21 protein-coding genes and 1 pseudogene are annotated in these 22,404 nt (G+C 75.1%); 7 read left to right on the forward strand and 15 right to left on the reverse strand.

Going from position 1 to position 22,404, the window contains the following annotated elements:
• Positions 1–44: 44 nt before the first annotated feature.
• Both ACFTWP_RS06145 and ACFTWP_RS06150 read right to left on the reverse strand, forming a co-directional pair.
• On the reverse strand, positions 45–1,442 hold the full coding sequence (locus ACFTWP_RS06145; protein WP_380263059.1) for a hypothetical protein: 1,398 nt from the start codon (positions 1,440–1,442) through the stop codon (positions 45–47).
• Entirely contained in the window at positions 1,439–2,128 is a 690-nt protein-coding gene (locus ACFTWP_RS06150) for an RNA polymerase sigma factor (RefSeq protein WP_380263060.1), read from the reverse strand. The genes ACFTWP_RS06145 and ACFTWP_RS06150 overlap by 4 nt, the downstream gene beginning before the upstream one ends.
• A gap of 440 nt (positions 2,129–2,568) precedes the next feature.
• On the opposite strand from ACFTWP_RS06150, the gene ACFTWP_RS06155 reads away from it, so the two are divergent.
• Complete coding sequence (locus ACFTWP_RS06155; RefSeq protein WP_380263061.1) at positions 2,569–3,606, forward strand: helix-turn-helix domain-containing protein; 1,038 nt, start codon at positions 2,569–2,571, stop codon at positions 3,604–3,606.
• 57 nt (positions 3,607–3,663) lie between these two features.
• On the opposite strand, the gene ACFTWP_RS06160 is transcribed toward ACFTWP_RS06155, so the two are convergent.
• Complete coding sequence (locus ACFTWP_RS06160) at positions 3,664–4,434, reverse strand: MerR family transcriptional regulator (protein WP_380263062.1); 771 nt, start codon at positions 4,432–4,434, stop codon at positions 3,664–3,666.
• A gap of 205 nt (positions 4,435–4,639) precedes the next feature.
• Here ACFTWP_RS06160 and ACFTWP_RS06165 point away from each other — a divergent pair, with 205 nt between their 5' ends.
• Complete coding sequence (locus ACFTWP_RS06165; RefSeq protein WP_380263063.1) at positions 4,640–5,374, forward strand: aquaporin; 735 nt, start codon at positions 4,640–4,642, stop codon at positions 5,372–5,374.
• A 32-nt stretch (positions 5,375–5,406) separates the two neighbouring features.
• Here ACFTWP_RS06165 and ACFTWP_RS06170 read toward each other — a convergent pair whose 3' ends face one another.
• The 7 genes and pseudogenes from ACFTWP_RS06170 to ACFTWP_RS06200 all read right to left on the reverse strand — a co-directional run bounded on the left by ACFTWP_RS06170 (position 5,407) and on the right by ACFTWP_RS06200 (position 11,235).
• The gene (locus tag ACFTWP_RS06170; RefSeq protein WP_380263064.1) at positions 5,407–6,633 is read right to left on the reverse strand and encodes a hypothetical protein; all 1,227 of its coding nucleotides are present in this window, start codon (positions 6,631–6,633) and stop codon (positions 5,407–5,409) included.
• Between the two features lie 289 nt (positions 6,634–6,922).
• Complete coding sequence (locus tag ACFTWP_RS06175; protein WP_380263065.1) at positions 6,923–8,026, reverse strand: LPXTG cell wall anchor domain-containing protein; 1,104 nt, start codon at positions 8,024–8,026, stop codon at positions 6,923–6,925.
• A 413-nt stretch (positions 8,027–8,439) separates the two neighbouring features.
• On the reverse strand, positions 8,440–8,868 hold the full coding sequence (locus tag ACFTWP_RS06180) for an NAD-binding protein (protein ID WP_380263096.1): 429 nt from the start codon (positions 8,866–8,868) through the stop codon (positions 8,440–8,442).
• Positions 8,863–9,339: pseudogene (locus tag ACFTWP_RS06185) on the reverse strand (NAD(P)-dependent oxidoreductase); the annotation flags it as partial. The pseudogene ACFTWP_RS06185 and the gene ACFTWP_RS06180, both read right to left, overlap by 6 nt.
• 182 nt (positions 9,340–9,521) lie before the next feature.
• Positions 9,522–9,959 carry a hypothetical protein gene (locus ACFTWP_RS06190; RefSeq protein ID WP_380263066.1) on the reverse strand — a complete coding sequence of 146 codons (438 nt, stop codon included), beginning with the start codon at positions 9,957–9,959 and terminating at the stop codon, positions 9,522–9,524.
• 163 nt (positions 9,960–10,122) lie between these two features.
• Complete coding sequence (locus ACFTWP_RS06195) at positions 10,123–10,548, reverse strand: PPOX class F420-dependent oxidoreductase (protein ID WP_380263067.1); 426 nt, start codon at positions 10,546–10,548, stop codon at positions 10,123–10,125.
• 126 nt (positions 10,549–10,674) lie between these two features.
• Positions 10,675–11,235, reverse strand: coding sequence for a heme-binding protein (locus ACFTWP_RS06200; RefSeq protein WP_380263068.1), 561 nt, complete (start codon positions 11,233–11,235; stop codon positions 10,675–10,677).
• 304 nt (positions 11,236–11,539) lie between these two features.
• On the opposite strand from ACFTWP_RS06200, the gene ACFTWP_RS06205 reads away from it, so the two are divergent.
• Positions 11,540–12,799 (forward strand): sensor histidine kinase, encoded by a 1,260-nt coding sequence (locus tag ACFTWP_RS06205; protein ID WP_380263069.1) that lies wholly within the window; start codon positions 11,540–11,542, stop codon positions 12,797–12,799.
• A complete protein-coding gene (locus tag ACFTWP_RS06210; protein ID WP_380263070.1) occupies positions 12,796–13,425 on the forward strand; it encodes a response regulator in 630 nt (209 codons plus the stop codon). Before ACFTWP_RS06205 ends, ACFTWP_RS06210 begins: the two co-directional genes overlap by 4 nt.
• A 94-nt stretch (positions 13,426–13,519) precedes the next feature.
• Here ACFTWP_RS06210 and ACFTWP_RS06215 read toward each other — a convergent pair whose 3' ends face one another.
• From ACFTWP_RS06215 to ACFTWP_RS06225, 3 genes are all read right to left on the reverse strand, one after another.
• Positions 13,520–14,953 carry an RNA polymerase sigma factor gene (locus ACFTWP_RS06215; RefSeq protein ID WP_380263097.1) on the reverse strand — a complete coding sequence of 478 codons (1,434 nt, stop codon included), beginning with the start codon at positions 14,951–14,953 and terminating at the stop codon, positions 13,520–13,522.
• A gap of 317 nt (positions 14,954–15,270) precedes the next feature.
• On the reverse strand, positions 15,271–15,687 hold the full coding sequence (locus tag ACFTWP_RS06220; RefSeq protein WP_380263071.1) for a YciI family protein: 417 nt from the start codon (positions 15,685–15,687) through the stop codon (positions 15,271–15,273).
• Positions 15,688–15,866: 179 nt separating this feature from the next.
• Positions 15,867–16,520 (reverse strand): CGNR zinc finger domain-containing protein, encoded by a 654-nt coding sequence (locus ACFTWP_RS06225; protein ID WP_380263072.1) that lies wholly within the window; start codon positions 16,518–16,520, stop codon positions 15,867–15,869.
• Positions 16,521–16,877: 357 nt separating this feature from the next.
• Here ACFTWP_RS06225 and ACFTWP_RS06230 point away from each other — a divergent pair, with 357 nt between their 5' ends.
• A complete protein-coding gene (locus ACFTWP_RS06230; RefSeq protein ID WP_380263098.1) occupies positions 16,878–17,315 on the forward strand; it encodes an HPP family protein in 438 nt (145 codons plus the stop codon).
• A gap of 69 nt (positions 17,316–17,384) precedes the next feature.
• Here ACFTWP_RS06230 and ACFTWP_RS06235 read toward each other — a convergent pair whose 3' ends face one another.
• Positions 17,385–19,037, reverse strand: coding sequence for a hypothetical protein (locus tag ACFTWP_RS06235; protein WP_380263073.1), 1,653 nt, complete (start codon positions 19,035–19,037; stop codon positions 17,385–17,387).
• A 798-nt stretch (positions 19,038–19,835) separates the two neighbouring features.
• Here ACFTWP_RS06235 and ACFTWP_RS06240 point away from each other — a divergent pair.
• Positions 19,836–20,813 (forward strand): LuxR C-terminal-related transcriptional regulator, encoded by a 978-nt coding sequence (locus tag ACFTWP_RS06240; RefSeq protein ID WP_380263074.1) that lies wholly within the window; start codon positions 19,836–19,838, stop codon positions 20,811–20,813.
• 364 nt (positions 20,814–21,177) lie between these two features.
• On the opposite strand, the gene ACFTWP_RS06245 is transcribed toward ACFTWP_RS06240, so the two are convergent.
• A complete protein-coding gene (locus ACFTWP_RS06245; RefSeq protein ID WP_380263075.1) occupies positions 21,178–21,807 on the reverse strand; it encodes a hypothetical protein in 630 nt (209 codons plus the stop codon).
• Positions 21,808–22,178: 371 nt separating this feature from the next.
• Between ACFTWP_RS06245 and ACFTWP_RS06250 the strand changes: the two genes are divergently transcribed.
• Positions 22,179–22,373 (forward strand): hypothetical protein, encoded by a 195-nt coding sequence (locus ACFTWP_RS06250; RefSeq protein ID WP_380263076.1) that lies wholly within the window; start codon positions 22,179–22,181, stop codon positions 22,371–22,373.
• Positions 22,374–22,404: the final 31 nt, after the last annotated feature.

The following is a 22,404-nucleotide window of genomic DNA, read 5'->3' on the forward strand; positions in this document are numbered from 1 at the left end:
AACCCCGGGGCCGGCCCGCGCCGTCGTGTCCGGCCGGGTACGGCCTACTTCACGACCACCCGCACCGGGACGGTCCTGGCCCCCAGGAGCACCAGGTCCCCGGTCCCGTCGTAGGGCAGCACCGCCTGGGCCGTCACCGGCAGCACGCCCGCGCCGTCCTTGGAGGTCAGCTTCAACCGGTACCTGACGGTCCGGCTCTGCCCCGGTGCCAGCGGGAAGGCCGCGTCCTTGCCCTGCGTCGCGTAGTCCATTCCGCCGCCCACACCGAGCTCCAGCTGCTTCCAGGCGGTGCCGTCCATCCGCTCCAGGGCGCCCTCGGTGGTCCGCACCCCCTGGCCCGGCGAGCCCGCGTAGTTCTCGGCGAAGAGCAGCGGGTGCACCGACGGGTAGGCGGTCTGACCGGTGTTGCGGTAGGTGACCGAGACCGTCACCGTCGTCCCGTCGTTCGGCACCGACTGGCCCGCCCCGAGCCCCTCCACCGTGATCGCGATGTCGTTCTGGTGCGGCTTGAGGACGGGGGCCTGCCGGCCGCCCAGGTCGAGCGTGTCCAGGATCGACACCAGCCCGGCCTGGTACTCCGGCTTCAGGCCGACGGCCGCCACGAACACCTGGTCGCCCGTCAGGCCCCACAGCTGCGCGGTGAAGTTCTCCCGGCCGTTGCAGGCGACCTGCCACTGGGTCTTGCGGATCGCCTGGCCCGCCACGATGTCCCTGGTCCGCACGGCTGCACCGACCGGCTTGTACGAGTCGCCGGCGCCGATCGCGTGCGGGTTCCCCCAGACCGGGCAGTACGGCTGCGGCGACCAGCCGGCCTCGGAGTCCAGGGCCTCCGCCGTCGGCCAGGTGGCCCGGCCGACCTCCTCGGCCGTGTTGTAGGCCGCCAGCAGGACGCCGTACGGGGCGCAGTCCTTCGCGCCGGCGCCGGACGGGGCGCCCGGGCTCAGCACGCAGAGGGTGACCGCGGACGGGTCCTGGGAAGGCACGCTCCAGCCGGCCGGCACCAGGAACCTGACGCCCCGGAAGTCGTACGGCACCGCGGCGCCGCTCGCCGTGGAGGCCGCCGAGCCGTCCGGCGGTGCCAGCGGGGAGGCGCCGGTGGCACTCGGCGAGGGGCTGGCGGTCGGCGCCGTCCCGCTCGCCGACGGACTCGGGCCGGCCGTGAGCGTGGCCGCCGGCGGCGCCTCGTCGTGCCTGGCCACGCTGTCGCCCCGGAACCCGAGGACGCCGAACGCCAGCGCAGCGGCCAGGCCGAGGAGCGGCACCGCCACGACGTACACCGGGCGCAGCCGGCGGACCCGGCGGTTCGGCGGGTCCGCCGGGCGCAGGTCGTGGGCGGCGACCTGTTCGGCCCGCGCGTCGAGCGCGTCGCGGAGCAGGCGTTCCAGCGGGGTGCCGCCGGATCCGCCGTCGCCGCCGGGCGGCTGGGGATGCTTCTCGCTCATCGGACCTTCTCCAGCTGCTTCTCGAGGGCGTCCAGGGCCCGGCTCGCGGTGGACTTCACAGCGCCCCGGGACAGCCCGAGGGTCTCGGCTATCTGGGCCTCCGACAGGTCGGACCAGTAGCGGAGCACCAGCACCTCGCGCTGGCGCGTGGTCAGCTCCTGGAGGGCGACGAGCACCCGGCGGTGCTCGTCGTTGAGCACGGCGTGGTCCTCGGCCGAGGGGGCGTCGGCCTCGTGCGGCGGGACGTACTCCCGGGCCGTCCTGCGGCGGCGCAGCATGGAGCGGGCGCCGTTGACCACCGAGGTGCGCAGGTAGCCGAGCGCGTTGTCGAGGTCGTCCAGCTGCTCGCCGTGCCGTTGGTACAGGGCGGTGAAGGCCTCCTGCACCACGTCCTCGGCGAGGTCCTGATGGTCGACCAGCAGGACGGCCATCCGCACCAGGCCGAGCCGGTGCGCGTGGTACAGGTCGGTCAGGGTGGGCTTCTCCTCGGCGGGCCTGCGCCCGCCCCGCAGCAGCCGGAAGCCGGACCGCCGCTGGGTGGCCTCCTGCTCGTCGGCCGGTGCGCCGAGCGGCCCCCCTTCGCCGTCCGTCGCCGGCCGGGCGCCGAAGAGCAGCGTCAGCAGTCCTCGGAGCGACGGGACACGCCCCGCGAAGGGTCCCCCTGCCGGCACGATGGCCATGGACATCTACGAGTCGCTTTCCCCCGGGACCGCGGTGACGAGCCATCACGGCGGTCAGGACATGTGATCGAGGTCGTGATCGCTGGTGATTGTGCCAGCGCCGTCGCCCCCACTCGTAGGACGTCCATCCCCCACCGGGGTTGCAGGCGGTTCCCGGATTTCCCGACGACTTCCCCGCGGATTCCCGGTGGCTTCCCGAGGGCTTCCCGACGGTTCTCGGCGGCCTCTCCGCGAAGCCCGGTCGAGGCACCGCGGGGAGGGGGCCCGGAGGAACCGTCCCGGTGATGGCAGCGAGGCGGTCAGGTCCGGTCCCCCGGCGGTCGGCGACGGTCGGCGACGGTCATCGGGGAGACGACCCGGTCCCCGCCGCCAACCCGGGCGGCGCCCCTGGCGCGGGCCACTACACTCGCCGTCATCCCGCCACTTCGTCCGATCGAGGGGATCCCGTGGCCGAGCAGCAGACCTCCGGGCCGGTGGCCGTCACCATCGGGCGGCGACCGGAGCCGGTGCACGACGTCGCCGTGTACGCCTTCGACGGCATGACGCCGTTCGAGCTCGGCGTCGTGGTCGAGGTCTTCGCGCTCGCCCGGCCCGAGCTCGGCGGCCTGCTGGCGGCCCCCTGGTACGGACTGACGGTCTGCACGGACCGGCCGGGATCCACCCTGGGCGCGGTCGGCGGCTTCTCGATCACCGCCCACCACGGCCTGGACGCGCTCGCCGCCGCCGACACCGTGGTCATCCCCGGCGTGCCCAACGCCTTCAGCGGCGAGGTCTCCCCCGCGCTGGTCGCCGCCCTGCGCACCGCGCACGAGCGCGGGGCCCGGATCGTCTCCATCTGCTCCGGCGCGTTCGCCCTGGCGGCGGCCGGCCTCCTCGACGGCCGGGAGGCCACCACCCACTGGCGCTACGCCGAACTCCTCCAGCAGCGCCACCCGCTGGTGAAGGTCAATCCCGACGTCCTGTACGTGGACGGCGGGGACGTGCTCACCAGCGCCGGCAGCGCGGCCGGCATCGACCTCTGCCTGCACCTCGTCCGACGCGACCACGGCGCCAGGGTGGCCAACAGCGTCGCCCGCCGGTTCGTGGTCCCGCCGCACCGCGACGGCGGCCAGGCCCAGTTCATCGAGGCGGCCGTCAACCCGGTGGAGGAGGAGGACGACGGCATCGGCCGCAGCATGCGGTGGGCGATGGAGCACCTCGCCACCCCGCTGACCGTCTCCCTGCTCGCCCGCGCCGCCCGGATGTCCGACCGCTCCTACCTGCGCCACTTCACCGCGCGCAACGGGACGACGCCGATGCGCTGGGTGATCGCCCAGCGCATCGCCGCCAGCCTCCCGCTGCTCGAATCCCCGGACGGCACGGTCGAGGAGATCGCCGTCGCCGTCGGATTCGAGAGCGCCGCCACCTTCCGCCACCACTTCGGCCGCACCATGCGGACGTCGCCGACGGCGTACCGGCGCAGCTTCGGCCGGACGGTGGCGTGACCGCCGCAAGCCGTCCGAACCACCCGGGCCGGCCGGGTCACTCGGGCCCACCGGGCCTCAACCGGCCTCGGCACGGTCGGCGTTGGCGATGATCGCGTCGTGCAGCCAGCGGGCCAGACCGGGGGCGAGCCGCTCGTAGGTGGCGGTGAACCGCGGATCGGCGAGGTACATCGCGGCCAGGCCGCGGTGGATCCCGTACCCGCAGTCGTAGAAGTTCGCGGTGATGTGGCCGCGGTGCGCCTCGGCGAGGTCCATCGCCTCGGCGGCGTCCGGCGCGAGGCCGGCCGAAACCGCCCGGACGAGACGCTCGTTGAGGACGTCCATCTCGGCCTTCACCCGCTGCCAGTCCGCCTTCCGGTAGCCGCCGGTGCGGCGCTGGGACTGCTTCCAGGCCTCGGTGTCGCCCCACCGCTGCTCGGCCTCCTCCTCCCATTCCTCCCGGTAGTCGGCACCGAACACCTCGAACTTCTCCTCGGGCGTCAGCTGGGTTCCCATCGTCCTTGCCTCCATCGCTCGTTCGACTGCCGCGGCCAGGTCCTGGAGGTGGCCGATCCTCGCCGTCAGCAGCTCGTGCTGGCGTCGGAGGTGTTCGTCCGGGCTCACCGAGCCGTCGTCCAGGATCGCCGCGATCTCCTCCAGGGGGAACCCGAGTTCGCGGTAGAACAGGACCTGCTGCAGCCGGTCCAGATCGGCGTCCTGGTAGCGGCGGTAGCCGGACGCGGTACGGCCCCGCGGGGACAGCAGGCCGATCTCGTCGTAGTGGTGCAGGGTCCGGACGGTCACGCCCGCGGCCCTGGCCACCTGGCCCACCGAGTAGCCGGTGCTCATTCGGGTTCGCTCCCTTCGTGCTGCCGCCGACTCTGCCGCCTCACGTTACGGAAGGGTCAACCCGGTTTCCGGCCGCCCCGGGCACCCCGGCCGCCCCGCGCGTGCACAGCGCCGTACGAGTCTCCGAGCCGGAGGCCCACCCCGGGGCGGTGTTTGGACGAAGCAGCCAATTGCCCGCCCCGGCCGGCCCCGCGACCATGTGGCCATGACCATGATTGCGCCGCCGCTGCACCGACGCCTGGCCGCGGAGGCGGTCGGCACCGCCGCGCTGGCGGCCGTCGTGGTCGGCTCCGGCATCCGCGCCACCGCCCTCAGCCCGGATCTGGGAGTGCGGTTCCTGGCCAACGTCACCGCCTCCGCACTGGCCCTGGTGGTGCTGATCGCCGCGCTGGGCCCGGTGTCCGGCGGCCACTTCAACCCGCTGGTCTCGGTCGCCGCCTGGTGGACCGAACGGCACGAGGGGACCGGCCTGACCGTGCGCGAGCTGGGCGTGTACGCGGGCGCCCAGCTGGCCGGTGCGATCACCGGGACGGGGCTGGCGAACCTGATGTTCGAGCGCCCCTTCCTCCAGGTCTCCGGCCAGGCCCGGGACGGCGCCCACCTGTGGCTCGCCGAGGCGGTGGCGACCGGGCTGCTCGTCCTGCTGGTCTTCGGCCTGGTCCGGACGGGGCGCGGCCGGCTGGTACCCGCGGCGGTCGGCCTCTGGATCGCGGCCGCCTGCTGGGCGACTTCCTCGGGGGCCTTCGCCAACCCCGCCCTCACGCTGGCGCGGATGTTCACCGACAGCTACACCGGCATCGCGGCCGGGTCCGTGCCGCCCTTCCTGCTGGCCCAGCTGCTCGGCGCGCTGGTCGGGCTGGCCCTGCTCCCGGTGCTCTTCGGCCGCCGGAGCCGGACCGCCCCGGTGCCGGACGACGCCCGCGAGCTGGTCACGGGCTGAGGCCGGTCCACCGGGGCCCGGGCCCGGGCGCCTCAGCTCCGGGCACCGGTCAGGACGCGCCGGCCGCCCGCCCGGCCCCGGCCGCGCTGCGATCCGGCGGTCCGGGCGCCGCTCCCGCGCACCCGCTTGGCCGGCCGGAGCAGCACGTACGCCGCGGAGAGGACCACGAAGGCCAGTCGGACCAGGCCGCAGGCCGAGTCCGAGGGGATCACCAGGGTGCCCCCGTAGAGCATCGCCAGCGCGATCCAGCTCCACCACGGGACGAGACGCTTCTGCCCGACCGCGTCCCAGAGCAGGGTGCCGAGCAGGATCGACGCCGAGTAGTAGGTGTAGACGCTGGGATCGAACAGGATCCGGGCGTCGGCGCCGAGCAGGACGACGGCCGGCCAGCGGCCCCGCCACACCGCCAGGGTGCCCAGCCCGAGCCCCAGCAGGGCCTGCGCCGGGCGGTCCCACCAGGGCGTCGCGGGATCGGAGACGCCCAGCCAGCGGAGCGAGGAGGCGGCCTGGTTGGGGATGGTGAACCGGGCCGCGGCGAAGGAGCCGGACGTCCCCAGGTAGAACGGCAGCCAGGCCACCGCCACCAGCCCGGCCAGCCACAGCGCGGCGCGCCGCCACTGCGGGCGGGGCAGCGCCAGGATCAGCGGGACGAACGACAGCGCCCAGGGCTTGGAGTCCACCGCAAGCGCCAGGTAGACGCCGACGGCGGTGGCCCGGCCGCGGCTGAGCGCGTACGCGGCGAGCGTGGTGAAGAACAGCGCCAGCACGTCGTCCAGGTGTGCGAACCGCACCGAGACCTCGACCCACATCGGGATGAAGGCCAGCCCGGCCACCAGCAGCCGCTGCTGCAGGCGCCGGTGGTTGGTCCCGGTGCCCAGGTAGTACCAGGCCGCGGTGCGGCCGACCAGCACCAGCATCACCAGGCCGAGCCCGGACATGGCCGCCTCGGCCAGCAGTTGCCCGACGTGCTCGGGGAAGGGCGCGAACAGCCGGGCCGCGGTCAGGCTGACCGGTCCGATCTGGAGCTCCGGGTGGTGGGCGTAGAGGGAGAGCCCGCCGCCGGGCTGCTGGTCGAAGAGCAGTTGCTCGCCCTGCCGCAGGTAGTGCCAGGAGACCCCGCCGCTGGGTTCGACCACGAGGAACCAGAGCACCGTCCAGGCGATCAGCAGCACATGGTGTCTGCGGACCGGCAGACCCGCGATCCGGCCGGTGGCCGCCTCGTAGTCACCGGTCGCCCTGCCGGGCCTCGCTGTCCGCACCGCTACCTCTTCCCCACCCCCGGTCGCCCGGGGCCGTCCCCATCGGCCGGTCATCCTATGTGACCTGCCGAGTCGGGAGGGTGCCGACCGGGTGTGGACCCGGTGACGGCCGGGCGCCGGGATGCCCGTGGCCCGCAGGACGGCGGGCAGACCGGCGAGGGCACCGGGGGAACGCGCAAGCCCCCCGTCGCTCCGGCGGGCGGCCGGAGTGAACGGGGGGCTTGCGTCAGGCCTCGGAGCGCCGGGCGGCCGCCTGGTCGGCGGACGCCCGGCTCACCGGTGGCCGGGCTCAGCCGTGCTGGGCGCTCTTGCGGCGACGGAGCACCACGAGGGTGCCGACACCGGCGGCCAGGACGGCGCCGCCCGCGATGGCGATCGGCGTGCTGTCGCTGCCGCCACCGGTCGCGGCGAGGTCCTTGGCGGCGGCCTCGGCCTTGGCCTTGGCCTTGGTCGCGGCCGTGTCGGTGATCTTCGGCGGGGTGACGGTCGGGACGTTGACCGGGAAGTCGATCGGCGTCTGGGCACCGTCCGTGGTGCTGGTCGACGGCGCCGGGGCGCTGGAGGTGGCCGGGGCGGGCGCGGAGCTCGTCGAGGCGGCCGGGCTGGTGGCCGGGGTGGTCGGCGTCTCGGTCTGCGTGGCCGTGGCCGTCGGCGACGGGGAGGCGGACGGCGACGCGGTCGCGGACGGCGAGGACGAGGCGGTGGCGCTCGGGCTCGGCTTGGTCGTGGTCGCGCTCGGGCTCGGCACCGGCTTGGGCGCCTTGATGACGAAGCCCGCGCCCTTGATCTGGTCGCAGGACCAGACACCGTCGCCGTTCGCCTCACCGGTCTGGTCGTCGAGCTCGGCGGAGACCACGACCGGCACCACGGCGGCCTTGCCGAGCGGCGCGTCCTTGGTGAAGGACACCCGGACCTTGATGGTCACGTTGGTGCCCTTGCCGACGAAGAGCACGCTGTCGTCGGTGAGCTCGCCCTCGGGGGTCAGCGCGGCCAGCGCGGTGAGACCGGCGTCGTCGCTGTTGTCGACACCCGGCGGCGGGACGGTCGGCAGCCAGGCGGTGGTCTTGGGGAGCTGGTACTCGGCCTTGAAGTCGGCCGAGTGCAGCTTGCCCTTGCTGTCCTTGAACTTGAGCAGCGGCACGAAGGCGAAGTCGTGGGCCGTGGCGTTGTCGATCGTGAAGGTGAACTCGCGGGCGTCGCCACCGGCGACGAACTCGTTCGGCACGCCCTTCACGGACAGGTCGAGGGCGGTGTGGGCCGCCTTCTCGGCCTTGGCCGCGGCCGAGGGGGAGGCGGCGCTGCCGACGGCGAGCGCACCCTGCGCGCCGCCCAGCACGATGGAGGAAGCAAGCGCGACGGCGCCCGCGAGGGCGAAACTGCGACGAATGGACACTGGGATACCTCACGAAGAAGTCCGGGTCGACCCGGAAGGCGGCACGGATCCGCCGCCGTGCAGCAGAGCCCCCGCGAAGTTGAAGTCCGACGGACGATACCGAATGGGCCGCCGCCTTTCACACTCGAATACCATCTTGTGCCCTTGAAACGCGAAATTGATGTCCGATTAACCCAATTCCGTCACCTCGCAGGGCTTTTGTGCCACCTGTTCGAGGGCCCGAAATTTCGTCCGCACGCCCCCTCCGGCGGCAGTCGCGCACCCGGGGCCCGGCGCACACGTCCCACCGTTCGGGCACCCGACGTGTCGTCAACGTCCCGCCCCTCACACGACAATCAGGTACATGCCCAGCCTGCCCCCTGGTGCCCGGGCCGGTGGCACGGCCCGGGGCACGCGGAGCGGGTGCCGACGGGTCAGGCCGGCAGGCCCGCGCGGCGACGGGCGACAGCGGCCACCGCCGCCCAGTCCTTGTCGCCGTCGCCGTGCGCGAGCGCGTCCAGGAAGGCGTCCCGCAGCACGCTCCCGATCGGGAGCGGGACGTTGCGCGCCTCGCCCGCCGCGAGCGCGAGGTTGACGTCCTTCAGGCCGAGCGGCAGCCGGAATCCGGCCGGCTCGTAGCGGCGCTCGGCCACCATCGAGCCGTAGCCCGAGTAGACCGGGCCGGGGAAGAGCGTCCCCGTCAGCATCTCGACCAGGTCGGTGGGCCGCACGCCGTTGGCGTCGGCCAGGCTGCAGGCCTCGGCCAGCGACTCGATGGCGCAGGCCAGCAGGAAGTTGGTGCTGATCTTCGCGGTGTTGGCCTGCACCGGCCGGTCCCCGAAGTACCAGGTCCGGCGGCCCATCGCGGCCAGCAGCGGTCCGACCCGCTCCAGCGCGGCCGCGTCGCCCGCCGCCAGGACGTTGAGCTCCCCCGCCGCCGCGACACCGGGTCGGCCGAGGACCGGCGCGGCCACGTACCCGATGCCGTGCTCGGCGTGCAGGGCGGCGGCGCGTTCGGCGAGCTCGATCGAGACCGTCGCCATGTTGACGTGCACCGCCGCGGCGGCGCCGGCGAGCAGCTCCCGGTCCAGCAGGAGGGCCTCGACCGCCCGGTCGTCGGCCAGCATCGAGACGACGACCTCGGCGGCGAAGACGTCGGCAAGGCCGGCGGCCGCGGTGGCGCCCTTCGCCACCAGCTCGTCCACCGGCCCCGAGGAGCGGTTCCACACCCGCACCGGGAGGCCGGCCGCGAGCAGGCTGGCGGCCATCCCCCGGCCCATCGCGCCGAGGCCGACGAATCCGACCGACTTCACGGACATGGTCACTCCCTGCTCCCGCTGCGGTGTCCTGCGACGACCCTAGGGCGTCCCGGCCCCGGATACCGGATCAGCGCGCGAACCACCGGCCGGAAGGGTCGGCGCAGGACGGGCACGCCCGCTGGACCGGCGCCCGCGGTCCGTACGGCTCGGGAGCGTTCGGCGTTCAGCGCGCGGGTCCAGCGTGCGGCGTTCAGGGTTCAGCGCGCGGCGGCGTGGACCGGAACGGCCGACCGGCCCGGCCCGCCCTCCCGGGCGCCGGCGGCGAGCGCCGCGAGCACCCGCCCGCGCAGCAGCTCGTACTCCGCCTGGAGCCGGCCCGGCCGCGTCGGGCGCGCGACGGGCCGACCCGGGCCGACCTCCTCGCAGGCGTCGAACTGCTCGCGGGTGAGGTCGATCTCCACGCCGCCGGCGAAGCGGTTCCACCAGTGCAGATCCGTGCGGACGCCGTCCACGTGCACCTCGCCCATCATCAGCTCGCCGCCGAGGAGGTCGTTCAGCACCATCGCGACCACACCGCACTGGCCGCGCGCGGGATTGCCCGGATGCCACCGCCCCAGGTCCTCGGGCGCACAGGTGTCGACGCCCCAGGAGGAGCGGATCGCGCGTTCGATGTCGGTGAGGGTCCACGGGGTCATGCCGGGAAGCCTGCCACGCGGCACCGACAATCGGCGTGCACACCGGCCGGTGGCGGCGCCGGGTCGCGCCGACGGACGCCGGACGGGCCGGCGCCACCGCGGTGCTCGGGGCGGGAGCGGCCGGAACGGGGCCCCAGGAGCCCGGAGACCGGCCGCGCCCGCGTCAGTCGGCCACCCCCAGCTGCCCCGTCACCTTCTCGATCCGCACCCGCACCAGCAGCTCGCCGGGGACGCCGTTGCGGGCCCCGTACTCCTCGGCACGCTCCTCGCCCATGTAACGGGCGGCGATCCGGGTGGCCCAGGCCCGGACCTCCGGCAGGTCCTCGCTCAGCGTCGCGGTGCCCTGTACCAGGGCGAAGGAGAACGGCGGCCGGTCGTCGTCCACGCAGAGCATCACCCGGCCGTCGCGGGCCAGGGTGCGGCCCTTGACGGTCTCCTTGCCGGTGTTGAGGACGATGTCGTCCCCGTCCAGCAGGAACCACACCGGTGCGACGTGCGGACGCCCGTCCGCGCGGGTGGTGGCGAGCTTCGCGGTGCGGGTGCCGGCGGAGAGGAACTCACGCCACTGTGTCTCGGTCATCTGTGCCATGCGCCCATCCTGCGGGACGGCGGCGGGCCCGCGCCCCTGACATACCGGCGAACGGGGCGGGTGCCCGCGAACGGGACCGGCCCCCGGATCCGCGGCGTCCCCGCCGCCCCGGGGCCGACCCCCGGGTCACTTGCCGAGGGCCGCCACGCCGGCCTGCGCGAACTGCTCGTCCAGGTCGCCGCTGGGCGCGCCCGCGACGCCGATCGCCGCGATCGGGGCGCCCTTGGCCTGCACCGGTGCGCCGCCGGCCAGGAACAGCGTGCCGGGGATGTCCTTCAGGTTGGGGGCCTGCGCGAGGCGCTTCGCCAGCTCGGAGGTCGGGGCGTTCCACGAGACCGCGGTGAAGGCCTTGCGCTCGGCCGACTCCGGGGACTGCGGGCCGGCGCCGTCGCCCTTGAGCAGCACCCGGGTGATGCCGTCGCGGTCGACCACCGCGACCGAGACGTGCTGGCCGGCCTTGGCGGCGGCGTCCAGCGTGGCCTGCGCGGCCTTGGTGGCGGCCTCGACGGTCAGCTCGGTGGTCTCGATCAGGTTCTTGTTCTGCGGGTCGGCCTTGGCCTCGGCCCGCACCGCCGGGGTCTGCGCGGTGTCGGCGCTGGCCGAGACGGCGCCGAGGGTGCCGGCACCCAGAGCGGCCGCGGCGACGGCACCGGTCAGTACCCGGGTACGCATGCTGATCTTCTTCATGGTCCAGCTCCTCGTGGATCGGGCGGAGCTCCGCGGCTCCCGCTCTGCTTCGATCCTCGGGCCGCGACCGCCCGCGCCGGATCGGCGGTCCGGCCCGCTCGCTGAAGCATCATGGAGGACGGCGGGGTCAGCCGATCGGTTGATGCGCGCCCCCTCCCGGCGAGTCAGGATTCTGGTGTCGACGCAGCTCGGGGGCCGTGTCCGCAGCCGGGTCGGGCGGTGTCCGTACGCCGCCGACCGCCACCGGACGCGGGCTCCCGGCCCCACCGCCCGACCCCGCCCGCCGCAACCGAAGGAGCACCCGGTGCAGCACCCCCGCCGCTCCGGCACCGACCCGGACGCGGGCTGGCTGACCGCGGTGCTCGACTCCGCCTTCCTGCTGCTGCTCGCCGCCTCCCTGGTCCGCTACCTGACCCACCACCCGGGCAATCCGCGGGTGCCCTGGGTGCTCGGTCTGAGCGCCGCGCTCGCGGTGGCGCAGTCGGCCGGCTCCTGGCTGCTCCGGGGCCGGCCGGACACCTCGGGACCGCCCCCGCGGACGGGCGGCACCGGCGCGGACGGCGGGCCGGACACCGCCCGCCGACGCCTGCTCGCGCTGATCGTCGTGGTGGCGCTCTGGGTGGTGCTGGTGCTGCTGGCCCCGAGCTTCGCCTGGTGCGCCGTCCCGCTCGTGTACACCGCCCTGCGCGCCCTCCCCGCCCGGGCCGCGATCCCGCTGGTGGCCGCGCTCACCGCGCTGGTGATGGTGGCGCAGGCCCGGCTCGCCCGCAGTCCGGACCCGATCCAGCTGCTGGTGCCGCCGGCCGTGGCCGCGCTCGCCACCGCCGTCTTCCTGTACATGGAGCGCCAGGCCGCCCGGCAGCGGGCGCTGATCGACGACCTGGTCCGCACCCGGCGCGAGCTCGCCGCCACCGAACGCCGCGAGGGCACCCTGGCCGAGCGCGAGCGCCTGGCGATGGAGATCCACGACACCCTCGCCCAGGGGCTGTCCAGCCAGCGGATGCTGCTCCAGGCCGCGGACCGCACCTGGGACACCGACCCGTCCACCGCCCGCGGCCACGTCCGTACCGCGGGTTCGGTGGCCGCCCGCAACCTCGCCGAGGCCCGCCGCTTCGTCCACGACCTGGCCCCGGCCGAGCTCGCCGACGGCCGGACCCTCGACCAGGCGCTGCGGGCGCTCGCCGAGCGCGAGTCCGCCGAGAGCGGCCTGCCGGTCCGCTTCCTGCTCGACGGCGCCCCCACCCGGCTGCCGGCCGCCGCCCAGTCGGCGCTGCTGCGGATCGCGCAGGGCGCGCTGGCCAACGTCCGCGAGCACGCCGGCGCGTCGGCCGCCGCCCTGACCCTCTCCTACCTGGGCGACCAGGTGGTGCTGGACATCGCCGACGACGGCCGGGGCTTCGCCGCGGCCGGGCCGGGCGCCGAGCCGGATCCCGGAACGGGGCGCGGCCACGGACTCCCGGCGATGCGCGCCCGGCTCCGCCAGCTCGGTGGCACGCTGACCGTCGAGAGCACTCCCGGCGAGGGCACCGTCGTCTCCGCCGCGATCCCCCTGGAGGCCGCATGACCCCGCCCGTCCGCCTGCTGGTCTGCGACGACCACGCCGTGGTGCGCGCCGGCCTGCTCGCCCTGCTCGCCAGCGCGGGCGACATCGAGGTGGTGGGCGAGGCCAGCAGCGGCGAGGAGGCCGTGGCACTGGCCGCCAGGCTCCGGCCGCAGGTCGTCCTGATGGACCTCCAGCTCGGCGAGGGCATCGACGGGGTCGAGGCCACCCGGCGGATCAGCGGCGCGCCCGGCGCGCCGCACGTGCTGGTCCTCACCACGTACGACACCGACGCGGACATCACCCGCGCGATCGGCGCCGGCGCGACCGGCTACCTGCTCAAGGCGGAGCGGCCGGAGGAGCTCTTCGCCGCCGTGCACGCGGCGGCCCGGGGCCGCACCACCCTCTCCCCGCCGGTCGCCTCCCGGGTGATGGCGCAGATGCGCGCACCCGCGCCCCAGCTGACCGACCGCGAGCAGGACATCCTCGCCCAGCTCGCCCAGGGCCTGGGCAACCGCGAGATCGCCCGCGCCCTGTTCATCAGCGAGGCGACCGTGAAGACCCACCTCGGACGGATCTACGACAAGTTGGGGGTGGACACCCGGGCCGGCGCGGTCGCCGCCGCCAAGGAGCGCCGGCTGATCCGCTGATCCGTTGAGCCGTTGAGCCGCTGAGCCGCTGAGCCGCTGAGCCGCCGGCGCAGTCGGCGGGCGGACCGGCGGCGGGCCGCGCCGACGGTGCCGCTCAGCGCTCCCCCTCCCGGTCCCCCGCTCCCTCTCCCCCTCCCGCCCGCTCCGGCGCCCGCCCGGCCCCGGTCTCTTCCGAGGGCCCGACCGCGGTCCGCACCGACGCCCCGGCGGCCGGCGCCCCGCCGCCCGCCTCGGCCGCGGACGCCGCCGCGCGCTCCAGCAGCAGGGTCCGCTCCCGGCCGTTGCGGGTCAGCGAGGCCGCCCGGCGGAACTCCTCGGCGGCCTCCGGATGCCGGCCCAGCCGGGCGAGCAGGTCCCCGCGCACGCTCGGCAGCAGGTGGTAGGCCTTGAGCGCGGGCTCCGAGGTCAGCCGGTCCACCAGGGCCAGCCCGCTGGCCGGCCCGAACGCCATTCCGAGGGCCACCGCCCGGTTCAGCTCCACCACCGGTGACGGCGTCAGCCGGGCGAGCACGGCGTACAGCGCGGCGATCCGCACCCAGTCGGTCTCCCCGGCGGTCCGGGCCCGGGCGTGGCAGGCGGCGATCGCGGCCTGCAGCCGGTACGGGCCGTACGGGCTGCCGAGCGCCTCGGCGCGCTCCAGCGCCGCCAGCCCGCGCCCGATGAGGACGCGGTCCCAGCGCGCGCGGTCCTGGTCGAGCAGCAGCACCGGCTCCCCGCGGGGTCCGGTCCGGGCGCCCGCGCGGGAGGCCTGGATCTCCATCAGGGCGACCAGCCCGTGCACCTCGGCCTCGGCGGGCGCCAGCTCGGCCAGGATCCGGCCGAGCCGCAGTGCCTCCTCGCACAGCGCCGGCCGCATCCAGTCCTCACCGACCGTCGCCGAGTACCCCTCGTTGAAGATCAGGTAGACCACCTCCAGCACCGACGCGAGCCGGGCGGCGAGCTCACCGCCCTGCGGCACCTCGAAGGGCACTCCCGCGTCGGCGAGGGTGCGCTTCGCCCGGACGATCCGCTGCGCCACGGTCGGCTCGGGGACGAGGAAGGCCCGCGCGATCTCCTTCGTGCTCAGCCCGCCCAGCATGCGCAGGGTGAGCGCCACCCTAGCCTCGGTGGACAGCACCGGATGGCAGGCGGTGAACACCAACCGCAGCAGGTCGTCGCCGATGTCGTCGTCGAGGGCCGCGTCGATGTCCGGCCCAGGCACGCCCTCGCCCGCGACGGCGAGCTCGTGGCCGAGCTGGTCGATCTTGCGGCGCAGCACCTCCCGGCGGCGCACCGCGTCCACCGCCCGGTGCTTGGCGGTGGTCGTCAGCCAGGCCCCCGGGTTGCGCGGGACACCCGTCCGCGGCCACTTCTCCAGTGCCGCCACCAGCGCGTCCTGCGCCAGCTCCTCGGCCAGCCCGACATCGCGCACCAGCCTGGCCACCGCGGCGATCACCTTGGCCGACTCGATCCGCCAGACCGCCTCGATCGCCCGGTGCACGGCCGCGGTGGCGTCGGCACCGGTGGCGTCGGCACCGGTGGTGTCGATGGTGGCGTCGGCGCCGCTGGTGTCGGTGGACTCGGTGGAGTCGGCAGTTCCGGCCGCGGTGGCGTCGTCCGACGGCGGACCGGCCGGGTCGCGGGGGCGGTCGGTGCTGTCCTCGGGAGCCGTCACGGCCACCCATCAGAGCAGCTCGCGGTGTGCCGGGCCAACACCGACGCGCCTGTCCGCCCGGGGGCGGGGCTCGTCGACGGCGCCCCGCCCGGTCCGCTGCTGCTTCTTCTGCTGCTGCTGCTGCTGCGCGAACGCGCCCGGTGTCGGGGTCGGAGGCCGAGCCCGACACCGCGCACGACCTAGGCCTTCGGTCAGCCGCCCGACTGCCCGTCCCGGAACGCCTGCTCCTTGGCGGCGATCTCGGGCGGAACCACGCCGGGCGGGAAGTCCGCCGCCTCGAACACCTGCCGCACCTCCACGGCGCCGTCCTCGAACGGGATCCGGGTGGCCCACTGGAGCGCCTCGTCCCTGGACGAGACCTGGATCAGCCAGTACCCCGCGACGAGCTCCTTCGCCTCGGCGAACGGCCCGTCGGTCACGGTGGCGCCGCCGCCCGAGTAGGAGACCAGCGCGCCCTTCGAGCTCGGGTGCAGCCCCTCGGCGGCGAGCAGCACACCGGCCTTGATCAGCTCGTCGTTGTAGCGGTCCATCGCCTCGACCATCTCCGTGGTGGGCGGCGCTCCCGCCTCGGTCTCCCCGTTCGCCCTGACCAGCATCATGAATCGCATGACCGTCTCCTCCTCGGTACCGGCCGGAGCCCGGTCGCCGGGCGGTCGCCCGGCGCCTCCCTCCAGCCTCCACCAGGACGTCGAACGGCACCCGGTGACATCGACACGATCGGCGGAGCGACGGCCGGCACTCCCGCCGGGCGGTATCCACCGGGCGGGAGTGGCCGGGCGTGCCCCCGCTAGGGGGTGTCCCCCTTGGCCCGCCTGCTGTGCCTGGCCACCCGGACGCGGTTTCCGCAGGCCACCGTGCACCACTCCCGGCGCCGGTGGCTCTGGACGAAGTAGAGGATGCAGCCCGGCGCCGGGCAGGCCCTGATCCGGTCGGCCGCCTCGCCCGCGAAGAGCGCGATGCCCGCCGTCGCCACCTCCCCGAGGGCGGCCAGGTGCGGATCGGGCTCGGCGCGGCGGGTCACCGCCCGAGCCGGGCCGTCGGCCGCCGGGGCGAGTTGGAGCCAGCACGCGGCCAGCGGGGCCGAGGCGTTGAGGAGGTCGACGGGCGGGCCGGCGGGTGCTCGCCCCGCGACGTGTGCGGCCGCGAGGTCCCGCAGGGCCTGCCGCAGCTCCAGGAACCGGGCCAGGTGGCCCTCGGTGGCGGCCGCCCCGGGGAGTTCGGTTCGCAGCGGCTCGCTGAACAGCGGCTCCCGGTCCGCCAGCCAGCCGTCGAGGTCGTCCGGCGTCCGCAGTGCGTCGATCAAGGCCCCCCGGAGCCCGCCCCGGACGAACGTGGTGTTGACCAGTTCGAGCGCGAGCGGCTCGCCGGTGAGCGGCATCCCGTCAGCCACCGACCGGGCCTGCTCCGGCTCCTGCGCGTCCGCCATGCCACCGCCGTCCATCGCTCCATCATCCCGCGCGCCGGGTGCGGGCCCGGCCGGCGACCGCTCGCCCGCTCTACTAATGCAAGTATCACCTCTGATGCATTATCTTGACCCGAGTCAGGGACCGCCGACGCAGGGAGCCCCATGTCCGACGCAGCCACCGTCGCCACCACCGGCACGGCCACGACCACCGCCGGGCCCGGCACCACCGCCGTACCCGTCGACGCCGTACCCGCCGCATCAGTCACACCCGCCGCAGCAGCCACCGCGACCACCGCGAGCCGGGCGGCCGACCCGACCGCCGCGGCACCCCGGCGCCGCTTCGCACGGCTCGCCTCCAGGGCCCCCGGCCGGCCGCCGGCCGCCTTCCTCGCCGTGGCCACCGCCGGAGGCGTGGCCGCTCTGGTGCTCCTGGTGGCGGTCGGAAAGCTGCTGGCGATGCCCGTCCTGATCCCGCCGCTGGCCGCCAGCGCCGCCCTCGTCCTCGCCGCACCGGCGCTGCCGCTCGCCCAGCCGCGGAGCGTCGTCGGCGGACAGCTCGTCTCGGCCCTGGTGGGTTTCGCCGCCCTCGCGGTCGGCGGCAGCTCGCTCTGGACCGCCGCGATCGCGGGCGGCCTGGCGATCGGCGCGATGGCGGCGGCCCGGACGCCGCACTCCCCGGCGGCGGCGACCTCGGTCATCGTGGTGCTCGGCCAGCCGCCGGCCCTGCGGTTCCTGGCCCTGCTGGCCCTCGCCACCGTGCTGCTGGTGCTCGCCGGCATCCTGGCCGGCCGCACCGGACGGACCGCCCGCTACCCCGCCTACTGGTGGTAGCGCCGGCCGCGGACGTACGGGGACGCTCAGCCCCGACCCCCCGGCCCCGGCCCCCGGCCGGGTCGGCCCTCAGCCCCGGTTACCGGCCCAGTGGCGGCGCGCTGCCAGGCCGATCAGGCCCAGCCCGAGGCCGACGGCCAGGCCGCCGGTGGCGGCCAGCGACAGTCCGCTGTCGCCGCCGCTCTCCGCCAGCCCGCCGCCGAGGGTGGCCTGCGCGATCGGGGACGGCGAGGTGGGGGCGGCCAGCACCAGGGCCACCGGCGTGGCGGACGGCTCGGCGGTCGCCGCGTCCTGCGCCGGCCCGGCGGCCCGGAGAGCGGGTTCGGAGGGGAGGTTCGGGACGGTGAGGGACGGCGCGGGCGCGGCGCTCGACGTGACCGCGAACGCGGCCGTGGCCGCCTGCCCCGGCCCCTGCACGGAGGCCCGGCCCGGGGCCCGGTCGAGCAGTTCGGCCAGCACCAGGCGGAAGGCGTAGTCCTGCGAGGCACCGGGCGCCAGCGTCCGGGTCTGCACGCACAGGTAGACGTCCGGCTCGCCCGGCCGCTGGGCGCAGTCGGCCGGTGCGCCGGTGATCCGGACCCCCTGGGGGAAGCTCACCAGCAGCCCGTACGGCGTGCCGCCCTCCGTCGCCGGCCCGGTCGGCGCGGCCAGCGGCGCGTCTCCGTCGTTGCGCAGCTCGAAGGCGGCCGGCAGGGTCGTGCCCAGCAGGCCCGAGAGGTCGCCGGCGACGGCCGCCAGCAGGTGGCGCCGGTCGGCCTGCAGCAGGCTGGACGCACTGTCGCCGGCGAAGTCGGCGCCCGACCCGGCGATCAGCCCCAGGGGCGCGCCCGCACCCCGGTGTCCGCCGCCCGCCAGGGCCGACAGCTGCCGGTCCACCGGCCCGGCGGCGACGTCCACGCCGTACTCGAACCGCCCTTCGGGCGAGCCGTCCCCCGCCAGCAGCGCCACGGGGACGGACGGGCGCAGCACCTGGCCGGGGCGGACCACGGCGTCCTCGAAGCGGCAGAGCACCAGGCCCGCGGGCCCGGCCGGGTAGGTGCAGTTGTCGAAGTCGGCGAGGGCGGCGGGGAGGCCGTAGCCCTCCGGTATCCGGAACCAGAGCAGGACTCCGCGGGCGTCCCGGTTGCCCTGGTTGGCGAGGGCGACGCCGAGCGTGGCGGCGGCGCCCGCCGTGGTGCGGGTGAGCACCGGGAGCCGGGCGGCCGTGAGCTGCGGGCCGTCCCCCACGCGGATCTCGGTGACGTCCCGGCCCGCCGCGCGGTCGGCGGTGGCGTTCGTCGCCGTGACGGTGAAGCGCACCTGCCCGGCGGCGCCGGCCGGCGCGCCGGGGAGCGCCCGCACGCCGAGCCCGAGGTGCCCGCCGCCGGTGGTGTCCCCGGGCGAGCAGAGCGCCTGCAGGTGCCCGGCATCGGTGAAGGCGCACGGCGCGGGCAGGCTCAGCTCCGCGATCCCGGCGAGCAGGCGGCCGTCGACCGCGACCCGCACCCCGGTGAGCGTGCTGCGGCCGTCGTCGGCCGTGAAGGAGACGGGCAGTTCGGCGTAGGCGCCGTCGCCGCCGGCCGGTGCGACCAGGGTGGTCGTGCTCGCCGTCACGGTGAAGAGCGTCCTGGAGTCCTCGGCCAGCGCGGGCAGGGCACCCGACCAGGTCGCCAGTGCGGCGACCGAGAAAGCCGCGGCGGCGCCGCCCGTCCAAGGTCTCCGGCGTACCGGCGAGTCCCCCATGAAAAGCCCACTCCCCCACAGAACACGACGCACAGCCCACCGGATCAAACCACTCCGGACCCGGCGGCGCCACTTCGTTCCACCGACCTGCGACTCGTATACGCAGCACCCTGCCAGCAGCGCGCGACGCCACCGGTACGCCCGCCGGAACAACGCCTGTACGGGCGGTGACCGGGCATCGCCCCGGGGCCGGCCGGCGGGGCGCTGCCCGAACAGGCGAACCGGGCGGGGGGGAATTCCCGATAAAGGGCGGCGCCGTGCTTACGGCGGCGCCGCGAACCGCGCTTTCCGCCGAATGTTCGGTCGGTTGCCGGCCCCGGCCGTCGCGGAACAGCGGAAGTGAGCGGAACGCGGCGAATTTCCCCCGGATCGCCGCAGCGCGGGCCTGCAGGTTCCTGCACTTGCGGGAACCTGCAACCGGCGCCACTTGTTCACCGGCCGACACACTGTGATGGTGGAGACACGCCAAGTCGTCCGGGCCACCGCAGCCTGATGACGGCGACTTGCTCTTCACATGGGTGCACCCGGTACGTCCGTGCCGTGGCACACGGGGGGAAGAGCTCCGGCGGGAGGCCATGTGTGGTGATGGCGTCCCGCTCCGGAATCGGCGAGGCGTTGCTGCTCCGCCTCGCCGGAAGCGCCTTCGGCTTCGGCGTTCACCGGCGCGCCCCTGGGGCCGGACGTGCATACGCACGACCGGCCCGGGGGGCCGTCGGCGACGGAGTCCGGGATCGCGGCCGTCCGACGGCCCTGCGATCATGAACGGACCTTGAGGGACATCCGGCAGGGAGTGTTCGAGTGACTGCGGATCCGACGGCCGCCCCGGACGCGGGCGTGCCCGACGAGGCGGCCCGTCAGCTGTACCTGGCGATCCTGGCCGAAGGCGGAGCCATCCCGGTCACCACCGTGGATCCCTCCGACGAGGCCGCCCTGCGCCAGCTCATCGACACCGGACTGCTCATGCCCAACGCGGTGGACGCCTCCTACACGGCCGTCAGCCCACGCGCCGTCAGCGACCGGATCGGCGCCGAACTCCGCTCGGAGGCCACCCGGCTGCTCGTCCGGGCGGAGGGCCTGCCGACCGAGCTGGAGAGCCTCACCAAGGCCTACGAGTCCGTGCCCCGCCTACCGGGCCAGCACGGCGACGCCACCCTGGTGGAGGGCCGCGAGGCGATCCGGCAGCGGATCGCGGAGCTGCTCTCGGACTGCAAGGAGGGCCTGCTCACCGCGCAGCCCGGCTCCCGGCCGCCGATGACGATGGCGCTGTCGCTGCGTCAGGACGTGCCCCTGCTGGCCAGCGGCCGGACGCTGCGCACGCTCTACCAGCCGATGGCCGTCCTGGACGGGACCGCGGCCGACTACGCGCTGGAGGTCACCCGGCTCGGGGCCCGGCTCCGGGTGCTGGACGAACCCTTCCAGCGCATGATCATCATCGACCGGTCGATCGCCGTGGTGCCGGCCGCCGACGACCACAGCAGGGCCGCGTTCATCTCCGACCCCGCGGCCGTCGCCTTCCTGGTCGCCGTCTTCGAACGCGACTGGGCCCGGGCCGACTCGGTCGAGTGGGACGCCGCCCTCTCCAAGGGGCCCGCCCGCCTCGCCGCCGACCGCGTCGGGCGCCTGCTCGCCACCGGGCTCACCCAGCGCGCGGTCGCCACCCGCCTCGGGCTGAGCGAGCGCACCGTCGCCGCCCACATCGCCCGGCTGCGCGAACGGCACGGCGCGCAGACCCTGTTCCAACTCGGCTGGCTGATGCGCGGTGGCCGCGGTGAGTGACCGGTGTACCACCGCGGCCCGGAGCGGATGCCCGCCGGCCGGGCCGCGCCCGGAGCGGACGCCTGCGGAGCCCGTGTCGGGGGAGCCGGACCGTACGGAGCGGAGGTGTGCGGGGCCGGTCCGCCGGACACGGTCCGGCGCCGGGTGCGAATGCGGCCTGCCCGTCCGCGAGCGGATCGGGCGATTCTCGCCGGCCCCTGGTTCTTCCCGACGGGTGCTCGGCGCCGGGCCGAGCTCCTGCGGGTCCGTGCCGGTGGTGCGCGTCGCGCGGCCCGGGGAGCCGTACGGCGCGCGGACGCCCTTCCGGGCGGGCCGACCGGTGCGGGGAGCCGGGGTCGGCCGGACGGACGGGTGCCGCCGCGGATCAGCCGGTGGCCGCGCCGGTGGTCCAGAAGTCGAACGGCCCGACGGCCGGCGGCTGCTGCTGGCGCGGGATGGTGAAGTGCTCGCCGGGAGCCGTCCAGAAGCCCTCGCGCAGCGACAGCGCCATGCCGGCCCAGTCCAGCGCGGTCTCCACGGTGTGCCGCAGGGCCTCCTGCGACCAGGTGTCGTCGAAGACGAGCGGCAGCACCGGGGCGACCTGCTCGATGGTGGCGATCAGCGGGTTGTGGGTGATCGCCTCGTCGACCAGCAGCACGACGGGCTTGCGCAGCGCCGACGCCCAGCCGAGCTCCAGGCTGACCCCGGCGCTGAGCGGCGCCCCGACGTAGGCGAAGACCAGGTCGGCGGTCTGCAGCGCGCGGAAGTCGGACGGGACCCTCGGCTCGGGTGCCCGGCCGGCCACCGTCCAGGCGTCGCTGTGGTGCGCGCTGTACACGGCGGCGCCGCTGCGCAGCAGCGTGGAGCGCAGGGTGGTCAGCCGGGTGCGGCTCGCCAGGGTCACCACGCTGTCGGCCGGCCCGGTCAGTCGCATCAGCGGCGCGGCGAGGAACACTCGGGCTCGCCGGCCCTCGGGGGCGTGGCCGGCGTGATCGCGCTGGTAGGGCTCACTCATGTCGACTCCGGGGGAATGGCCCACCACAGGAGAGACGCACCTTGGTAGGCTATGCGGCTTTTGGGCTGGTTTCGTAGGGAATATCAGAAACCGAAAGGCGTTGGCGGCGACAACTGAATCGCAGTCAAAGGGGGGAGCCATCGGGCGGCCCGACAATGCCGTCGGGTCGAGATGGGCGAGTTGATCGTCCAACGCCCACGCCCGCAGCGTCCACTGGCACGCGGTGTCATCCGTCTGACTGGCAGAGAGATGACACCCCTCAAAGGTGGCCCCCTCGTGACACCGGTACCGCGAGTGCGGCATCATCGGATCGATTGCCCGCATGTCACATATCTGTTCGATCTGACATGTCCCTACAGAATGAGGTGCCCATGTCCCGTACCCGTGCGAACGTTCGTGCAGCCCTGGTGTCGCTGGCCGTTGGCGCAATGGCACTACTGGCCGGCACGGTCACTCTCGACCATGATGGCGGACCTGTCCATGTCAGTCGAGTGACTTCGGCAGACTCGGCCGACTTCTCACTGCAGGCCCAGCAGGCAATCGCCATGGAGTACAACTGGACCTGATCGGCCGGCGGGCCGAATTGATTGAACAACG

The sequence above is a fragment of the Kitasatospora sp. NPDC057015 genome (assembly GCF_042673745.1).
Lineage (GTDB): Bacteria > Actinomycetota > Actinomycetes > Streptomycetales > Streptomycetaceae > Kitasatospora.